7 protein-coding genes are annotated in these 7,262 nt (G+C 72.8%); 1 reads left to right on the top strand and 6 read right to left on the bottom strand.

Features of this window, described 5'->3' with window-relative positions; all coding sequences use genetic code 11:
• Positions 1-257 precede the first annotated feature (257 nt).
• From ABZV94_RS38985 to ABZV94_RS38975, 3 genes are all read right to left on the bottom strand, one after another.
• Complete coding sequence (locus ABZV94_RS38985; RefSeq protein ID WP_356349391.1) at positions 258-629, bottom strand: metalloregulator ArsR/SmtB family transcription factor; 372 nt, start codon at positions 627-629, stop codon at positions 258-260.
• A gap of 60 nt (positions 630-689) precedes the next feature.
• Positions 690-1,736, bottom strand: a complete 1,047-nt coding sequence (locus ABZV94_RS38980) for a class I SAM-dependent methyltransferase (protein ID WP_356349389.1) — start codon at positions 1,734-1,736, stop codon at positions 690-692.
• A 204-nt stretch (positions 1,737-1,940) separates the two neighbouring features.
• Positions 1,941-2,813, bottom strand: a complete 873-nt coding sequence (locus ABZV94_RS38975) for a trypsin-like serine protease (RefSeq protein ID WP_356349387.1) — start codon at positions 2,811-2,813, stop codon at positions 1,941-1,943.
• A gap of 199 nt (positions 2,814-3,012) precedes the next feature.
• Here ABZV94_RS38975 and ABZV94_RS38970 point away from each other — a divergent pair, with 199 nt between their 5' ends.
• Entirely contained in the window at positions 3,013-3,417 is a 405-nt protein-coding gene (locus ABZV94_RS38970) for an STAS domain-containing protein (protein ID WP_356349393.1), read from the top strand.
• Between the two features lie 39 nt (positions 3,418-3,456).
• Here ABZV94_RS38970 and ABZV94_RS38965 read toward each other — a convergent pair whose 3' ends face one another.
• From ABZV94_RS38965 to ABZV94_RS38955, 3 genes are all read right to left on the bottom strand, one after another.
• On the bottom strand, positions 3,457-5,970 hold the full coding sequence (locus tag ABZV94_RS38965; protein ID WP_356349384.1) for an ATP-dependent Clp protease ATP-binding subunit: 2,514 nt from the start codon (positions 5,968-5,970) through the stop codon (positions 3,457-3,459).
• 189 nt (positions 5,971-6,159) lie between these two features.
• Complete coding sequence (locus tag ABZV94_RS38960) at positions 6,160-6,528, bottom strand: NUDIX domain-containing protein (protein ID WP_356349382.1); 369 nt, start codon at positions 6,526-6,528, stop codon at positions 6,160-6,162.
• Between the two features lie 63 nt (positions 6,529-6,591).
• Positions 6,592-7,262: diacylglycerol kinase family protein (locus ABZV94_RS38955; RefSeq protein ID WP_356349380.1), on the bottom strand; the 671-nt coding region annotated here is incomplete at its 5' end.

Here is a 7,262-nt window from a genome sequence, read left to right as displayed (position 1 = left end):
GGACGCGCGTCGTCCGGATCTGCCCCGCGCTGCCGGGGCACCCGCGCGCCACGGCTGCGGGTGCCTTGGCCGGCCGGCCCGTCCCACGGGTCGCTCATCTCCCACTCCCCTGAACGGTCGGGCCTGCGGCGTCTCGGTTGCGTGATTGCGCAATCTAGCAAAAACCTTGCCGGAACAGCGCGGATCCACAGCCGAATCACAGGCGAGGCATCTCATCGCGGGGCCGCCCGCGTCCGGAGCGGCACGGCAGCGGGAGTCTACGTGCCCTTGGTAAGCGTCCGACGTGAGTCCTGGGCCGGGACCGGAGCGGGGCGCGAGCGCGCGGCCACCCCGGCGACCACGGCGCGGATCAGGGCGACGACGTCCGGGTCGTCGAGGGAGTAGATCTGCCGCCGGCCCTCGCGGCGGCAGCGGACCAGTCCGGCGAGCCTCAGCTTCGCCAGGTGCTGGCTGACGGCGGGCAACGCACCGCCCACACGGTCGGCGAGGTGCGTGACGTCGCTCTCGCCCTGCGCCAGGGCCCACAGCAGACGCAGCCGGGCCGGGGCGGCGAGCAGCCCGAACGCGGCGGCGGCCTCGGCGAGCACCTCGGCGGGCGGGTCCTCACAGCCCCCGGCCCCGTCTCCCACGGCCCCTCCCGCTCGTCACCCTCGACGCTCACCCGGCCACCCAGTGTAGGCACCGCGGGGCTAGGGCCGTATCTCGTAGACCGCGTTGAAGGGAGTCTGCGCGGCCCGGCGGAACCGGGTGAAGCCCGCCTCGGTGGCCACCTCGCGCACCGCCGCCTCGCCGGCCTGCGCACCGAGGGCGTAACCGCCCTGCTGGGAAAGGGCGTTGGGGACGCACAGGAACGTGGAGGCGCTGTAGTACAGCCGGCCCACCGGATGGAAGTTCTCCTCGGTCCGGTCGGAGGCGAGCGGTTCCACGAGCAGCCACGTGCCGTCCGCGGCGAGCGCCTCGCGCACCCGTCGCGCGGCCCCCAACGGGTCGCCCATGTCGTGCAGGCAGTCGAACATGGCCACCAGGTCGTAGTCCGTCCCCTCGAAGGTCTGCGCGGTGGCCACCTGGAAGGTGACGCGCCCGGCGACCCCGGCCTCGGCGGCCCTCTCGCGCGCCAGCGCGATCGACGCGCCGTGGTAGTCGGAGCCCACGACCTCGGTCCGCGGATACGCCTCGGCCAGCAGGATCGACGACGAGCCGAGACCGCAGCCCACGTCGGCGACCCGGGCGCCCGCGCGGAGCTTCGCCTCGGTCCCGTCCAGGGCGGGGATCCAGTTCGGGACCAGTTCGGCCTCGTAGTTGGGGCGGAAGAACGCGTCGACCCCGACGAACACCTCGTCGTCGTGTTCGTGCCAGGCGAGGCCCTCGCCGGTGCGGAAGGCCTCGGCGAGGCGGGGCGCGGCTCGCAGCATGCCCAGCGCGAAGCGGAAGGCGGCGGCGACATCGGGACCGTTCGGGTCGGCCAGGCAGAACGCCTGCTCCTCGGACAGTGAGAACCGGCCGGTCGCCGGATCGTACCGGGCGTACCCGCCGGCGGCCTGGCCCCGCAGCCACTCGGTGAGGTAGCGCGGATGGCAGTGCGTGCGTTCGGCGAACTCCTCGGGTGTCGCCGGGCCCTCGGCGAGTGCGCGGTACAGGCCGAGTCGGTGACCCAGCGCGATGCTGCCGGCGGCCTCGGTCGACGCGAGGTCGGTGACGAAGTGGTCCAGGAACTCGCTGATCCTCTCTTGATCCATGCCGGTACCTCCTTCCCGTCGGCCGGCTCGGGCCGTCACATCAGGAAGGCTCAGGGCTCGGCTGACCTCCGTGGCATCCCTGGCCACATCAGCGTATGTCCGTCAGCGGCCCCCCGCCCTCCCGGGCGCCGCGCGCGGGGCACCGGGCGGGCACCGGTCCCCGCGGCGCGGGGACCGGTGCCGCCGGTGTCCGGCCCGCCGGGTCTACGGCAGTTCCACGAAGGGCGCCAGGAAGGCGCGGGCGCCGGGAGTGTCCAGGCGGTAGACGACGTTCGTGGCGTAGCAGGGGGTGTCGCCGGTGATGGTCGTGGCGGCGAGGACGTTCCTGCCGCCGATGACGGCGAAGTTGGGCCCGCCGGAGTCGCCGTAGCAGGCGCCGCCGTTGCCCTGCGGGGCCGTCATGCCCAGCCGGACCCAGGACGCGTTCAGGGCGTCGAACGTGACCGGGGCCTTCATCCGGACGCCGCCTCCGGGGTGGGTCTGGCCGCCGGGTCCGTTGACGGCCTCCTGCGTGCCGTACCCGGTGGCGAACCAGTCGGTGGAGTTCAGCCCCTGCGGACCGAGGGCGCCGAGCTGGTTCGCGGACGGCAGGGCGGCCGGGGTGAAGGACCAGCGGGCGGCGACCTTCGCGGCGGGCAGTTCGACGACCGCGATGTCGTGCGGGTCGGAGGCGGGGCCCGGGTAGTCGGGGTGGGTGTGCGCGGTGCCCTGGACGGCGACGGCGTTCGCCTGGGCGGCCGGGTCTCCCGGGTACCTCTTCGCGGCGGCGTCGAGTCCGGCCTGGACGTCCTGGTCGAGGGAGACGGAGAAGCGGACGCCGGCCGGCCAGTCGCTGGTGCAGTGGGCGGCGGTCAGGAAGGTGTCGGCGTCGACCATGGTGCCGGAGCAGACCCAGTCGACGCGGTCCGGGGTGGCCGGGTCGCCGTCGTCGTCCCAGCGGGCCACGAGCGCTCCGACCTCGGTGCGTTCGGGCGCGGGCGTGGCGTTGTACGAGTTGATCGCGGAGGTGGGCAGCGCGGCGGCGAGCACGATGGCGCAGGCGGCGGCGGTGACGGCGGTGAGGCGTACGGCTCTCACAGAGAACCCCTTCACTGGGTGGTGTGGGACAGGTGTCCTCCTGCGGGGGTGGGGAGCATTGAAGTGGGCCGGGCGGTCCGGGGCAAGACGGCCGGACGGCATTCCTGCTCCGCCGGTGGTCACCGGGTGTGCGCCGGAGCGCGCCGGGTCGAGCTGCATCCTCCGGGAGATCCTGGGCAGCCTCTCGGAGAGGGAAGCTCTGGGCAAGGATCGGGTGAGCGTGGACGAGGGACGCGTGGCAGACACGGCAGACACGAACGAGCAGGCGGGGCCGGAGACGCTGTCGGTCACCCGGACCGACGTGGACGGTGTCACGGTCGTGACGGTGACCGGCGAGGTCGACCACCACACCTCCGGGGCCCTCCGCCGGGCCCTGGCCCCCGCGGACCCCGGCGGCACGCGCACCGTCGCGGATCTCAGCGGTGTGCCGTTCATGGACTCCAGCGGCATCAACGTCCTGATCGCCGCGCACCAGGCCCACGCTCCGGGGGGATGGCTGCGCCTGGCGGGCGTACGGCGCCCTGTTCTGCGCACCCTGGAGATCGTCGGCCTCACGCCCCTGCTCGCCTGCTACCCCGGCGTGCAGGACGCCCTGCGGGGCTGAGGGGGGCGGTCCCGGCGGACCGCCCCCGGGGGACCGGTGTCAGACTTCCCGGGTCGGCGGCTGCCCTGAGTCGCCTCTGCGGACCGTGCAGTGCAGCGAGTCGTCGCGGACCTCGGCGACGATCGTGTCGCCGGGGTCGGCCTCGCCGCCGAGCAGCAGGCCGGCGATGCGGTTGTCGAGTTCCGCCTGGATCGTGCGGCGCAGCGGGCGCGCGCCGAACTCCGGCTGGTGGCCGTGGGCGATCAGGAGTTTCTTGGCCGGTTCCGTGACCTCCAGGTCCAGGCCCTGCGCGCGCACCTTGCGCCTGCTCTGGTCCAGCAGGTGGTCCACGATCTGCCCGAGGTCGTCCTCGGTCAGGGCGTGGAAGATGATGATGTCGTCGATCCGGTTGAGGAACTCCGGCAGGAACCGCGTACGCAGGTCCTCCATCAACTCGTCCTTGAGCGCGGAGACATCGCCCTTGTGGTCCAGGATGCGGCGCGCCCCGATGTTGGACGTCATGATGACGACGCAGTGCCGGAAGTCGACGGTGCGGCCCTGCGCGTCGGTCAGCCGTCCGTCGTCCAGGATCTGCAACAGCGTGTTGAAGACGTCGGGGTGGGCCTTCTCCACCTCGTCGAAGAGCACCACGCTGTAGGGCTGGCGGCGGACCTTCTCGGTGAGCTGGCCCGCTTCCTCGTAACCGACGTATCCGGGAGGCGCGCCGACCAGCCGGGCGACGGTGTGCTTCTCCTGGAACTCGCTCATGTCGAACCGGATCATCCGGTCCTCCTCGCCGAACAGCAGGGCGGCGAGGGTCTTGGCGAGTTCGGTCTTGCCGACACCGGTGGGGCCGAGGAAGAGGAAGGAGCCCACGGGGCGGCGGGGGTCGCCCATGCCGGCGCGGTTGCGGCGCACGGCCTGGGAGACCGCGGTGACCGCCTCGTCCTGACCGACGATCCGCGCGTGCATCTCCTCTTCGAGCCGGAGCAGCTTCTCCTTCTCGCTGGCGGTGAGCTGCGAGACGGGGATGCCGGTACGGCGGGAGACGATGTCGGCGATGTCGGACGCCGTGACGGACACGACGCCCTCGCGGCGCTCCTCGATCCCGGCGAGCTCCCCCTCCGCCTCGGCGATCTCCCGCTTCAGCTCGGACGCCTTCTCGAAGTCCTCGGCGGAGACGGCCTGTTCGAGTTCGCGGCGCAGCTTGGCGATCCGGTCCTCGCGGCTGACGATCTCGGTGGAGCGCCCGGCGCTGCGCAGCCGCACCCGGGCACCGGCCTGGTCCATCACGTCGATCGCCTTGTCCGGCAGGAAGCGGTCGCTGATGTACCGGTCGGACAGTTCGGCGGCGGCCACCAAGGCCTCGTCGTCGAAGCGGACCTGGTGGTGCGCCTCGTACGAGTCGCGCAGTCCTTCCAGGATCTGCACCGTCTCCTCGACCGTGGGCTCGGGCACCATCACCGGCTGGAACCGGCGCTCCAGGGCGGCGTCCTTCTCGACGTACTTGCGGTACTCGTCGATGGTCGTGGCGCCCACCACGTGGAGTTCCCCGCGCGCGAGAGCGGGCTTGAGCATGTTGCCCGCGTCCATGGAGCCCTCGCCGGTGGCGCCGGCGCCGACGACCGTGTGCACTTCGTCGATGAAGAGGATGATGTCGCCGCTCGCCGCCTGGACGTCCTCGATGACCTTCTTGAGCCGCTCCTCGAACTGTCCGCGGTACTGCGCGCCCGCGACCATGCCCGACAGGTCGAGCGAGACGACGCGCTTGTCCTTGAGCACGTCCGGGACCTCGCCCGCCACGATGCGCTGGGCCAGCCCCTCCACGATGGCGGTCTTGCCGACTCCGGGTTCGCCGATGAGCACCGGGTTGTTCTTGGAGCGCCGGGAGAGGATCTCGACGGTCTGCTCGATCTCCTCGGCCCGCCCGACCACCGGGTCGAGCTTGCCGGCCCTCGCCTCCTCCGTCAGGTCGCGGCCGTACTCGTCCAGGGTCGTGGCCGGCCTCTTGCGTTCGGCGGGGGCTCCCTCGGCGCGCGCCGCCGTCTGTTCGGTCAGGCCCGCGAGGCGCTGGGTGTCCAGGCCCTCGGCGCGCAGCATCCGGGCCGCGCCCGTGTCGCTGTCGCCGAGCAGGGCGCCGAGGATGTGCTCGGGGCCGATGTAGGAGACGCCGGCCGCCTGGGACCGGGCGTAGGCGGCGCCGAGGGTGCGTTTGGCCGCCGGGGTCAGGCCGGGCTGTGCGGAGGGCTCGCCGGACTCGCGCGGCAGGACCTTGGCCAGTTCGGTGGCGACCGCGTCGGGGTCCACGCCGACTTGGGAGAGCAGGCGGCGGGCGGGATCGACCTGGGTGGCCGCCCAGAGCAGGTGTTCGGTGTCCAGGTCGGAGGTGCCGTCGTCGGCGGCCCGCTGCGCGGCCAGGTTCAGCAGTTGCTGCGACGATTCCGTCAGCAGCCGGCCGATGGGTACGCGCTGGACCGCGGGCGGCGATGTCGTCGGAGACATTCCGAAGAAACGATTCAGCAGCTCATTGAACGCATCCGACGAACCGAAGGGCGCACCGAACGACATCGACATGGCAGCTCCTGGTACGGAAGGGAAGCAGCAACCGGAAAAAGGCCCCCGAACGGCCCCTCATCACTGAACCCCCGTGGGCACGGCCCCGCAACCGGAGAGGAACGGAGGGCAATCGACCTGCCCGTACGTACCTTGAGCCGACGGCACACCGCGTGCGGGCCCCGCGGCACCCTGAGTGATCGCGGGGGCTCACACGGGTGTGTGCCCCCGCAGATACGTGCGCACGCTCGCCGGCAGCGGTGTGCCGGCGGTCTCCTCCCTGAGCGCCCAGCGCACCTGCTCCGGTGCGAAGCGGCCCCCGTCCGACGGCGACTCGCTCAGCAGCTGGCAGACCACGGCCGTCTCCCCCGCCGTCTCCCCCGGTTCCAGCGGCTCGGTGCCGTCGACCAGGTAACCGGTCAGCTCGTAGACGATCCGTGCCGCCGTGGCCTGGGCGGTCTCGGCCGGTTCCGGGGTGCCCGAGGGCAGCGTCCAGCCGTCCGCCTCCGGCACCAGCAGCAGCCGCCCGTCGTACACGACGACCGCCCGCACCACACCCTCGGCCTGCTCCAGCGACATACGGCTCCCCTCCCCAGGCACTCCTTGCCTACCCAGGAGCGCGCGGCTGATGCGCCGCGGGCGTCAGTACAGCACCGGCAGGTCCCCGGGCCGAACCCGCAGGGTGACCGGCAGGGTGGCCTCCACCTCGCCGTCGGAGCCGTAGGGCACGGCCCGGGTGGCCTCGATGCGCAGTTCCCTGCCCCGCAGGACGCGCACCTGCGGGCGGTGGACGTGGGCGCCCGACTTCAGCTCGTTCATCAGGGCGAAGAACAGCCGGCGCGGGGCCTCGCGGATCAGCACGACGTCCAGCAGGCCGTCGTCGACGCGCGCGCCGGGCGCGATGAGCCGGCCGGACCCGTAGTAGGGGGAGTTGGCCGCGACGACGGTGTAGCCGCGGTGGCTGTGTTCCTCGCCGTCCACGGTGACGCGGTAGTCGGCCGGCCGCCAGGTGGTGACGGCGCGCAGGCCGCCCGCGTAGTAGGAGGCGGCGCCGCGCAGCAGCCGGGCGTTGTTCGCGTGCCGGTTGGCCTCCGCGTCGACGCCGGCGTAGACGCTGCCCAGGACGACCGTGCGCGGGTGGACGGCCGACTCCACCTCGATCGTGTCGACGGGCCGGGGCTCGGCGTGCAGCAGGATGCCGGCGAGGGCGGCCGGGTCGGCGGGCAGGCCGAGCGCGCGGGCGAAGTCGTTGCCGCGTCCGGCGGGTACGAGGCCCAGTACGGTCCCGGTGCCGCTGAGCGCGCCGCCGATGC

It is taken from the genome of Streptomyces sp. NPDC004658, assembly GCF_040609555.1.
In the GTDB taxonomy this organism is placed as follows: Bacteria; Actinomycetota; Actinomycetes; order Streptomycetales; family Streptomycetaceae; genus Streptomyces.
Note: the sequence above shows the minus strand (reverse complement) of the source record. Positions and strands in the feature narration are given on the sequence as shown.

Coding starts and splice junctions, on each gene's coding strand:
- ABZV94_RS38965 (WP_356349384.1), bottom strand. CDS start 5,970: ATGTCGATGTCGTTCGGTGCGCCCTTCGGTTCGTCGGATGCGTTCAAT.
- ABZV94_RS38980 (WP_356349389.1), bottom strand. CDS start 1,736: ATGGATCAAGAGAGGATCAGCGAGTTCCTGGACCACTTCGTCACCGAC.
- ABZV94_RS38960 (WP_356349382.1), bottom strand. CDS start 6,528: ATGTCGCTGGAGCAGGCCGAGGGTGTGGTGCGGGCGGTCGTCGTGTAC.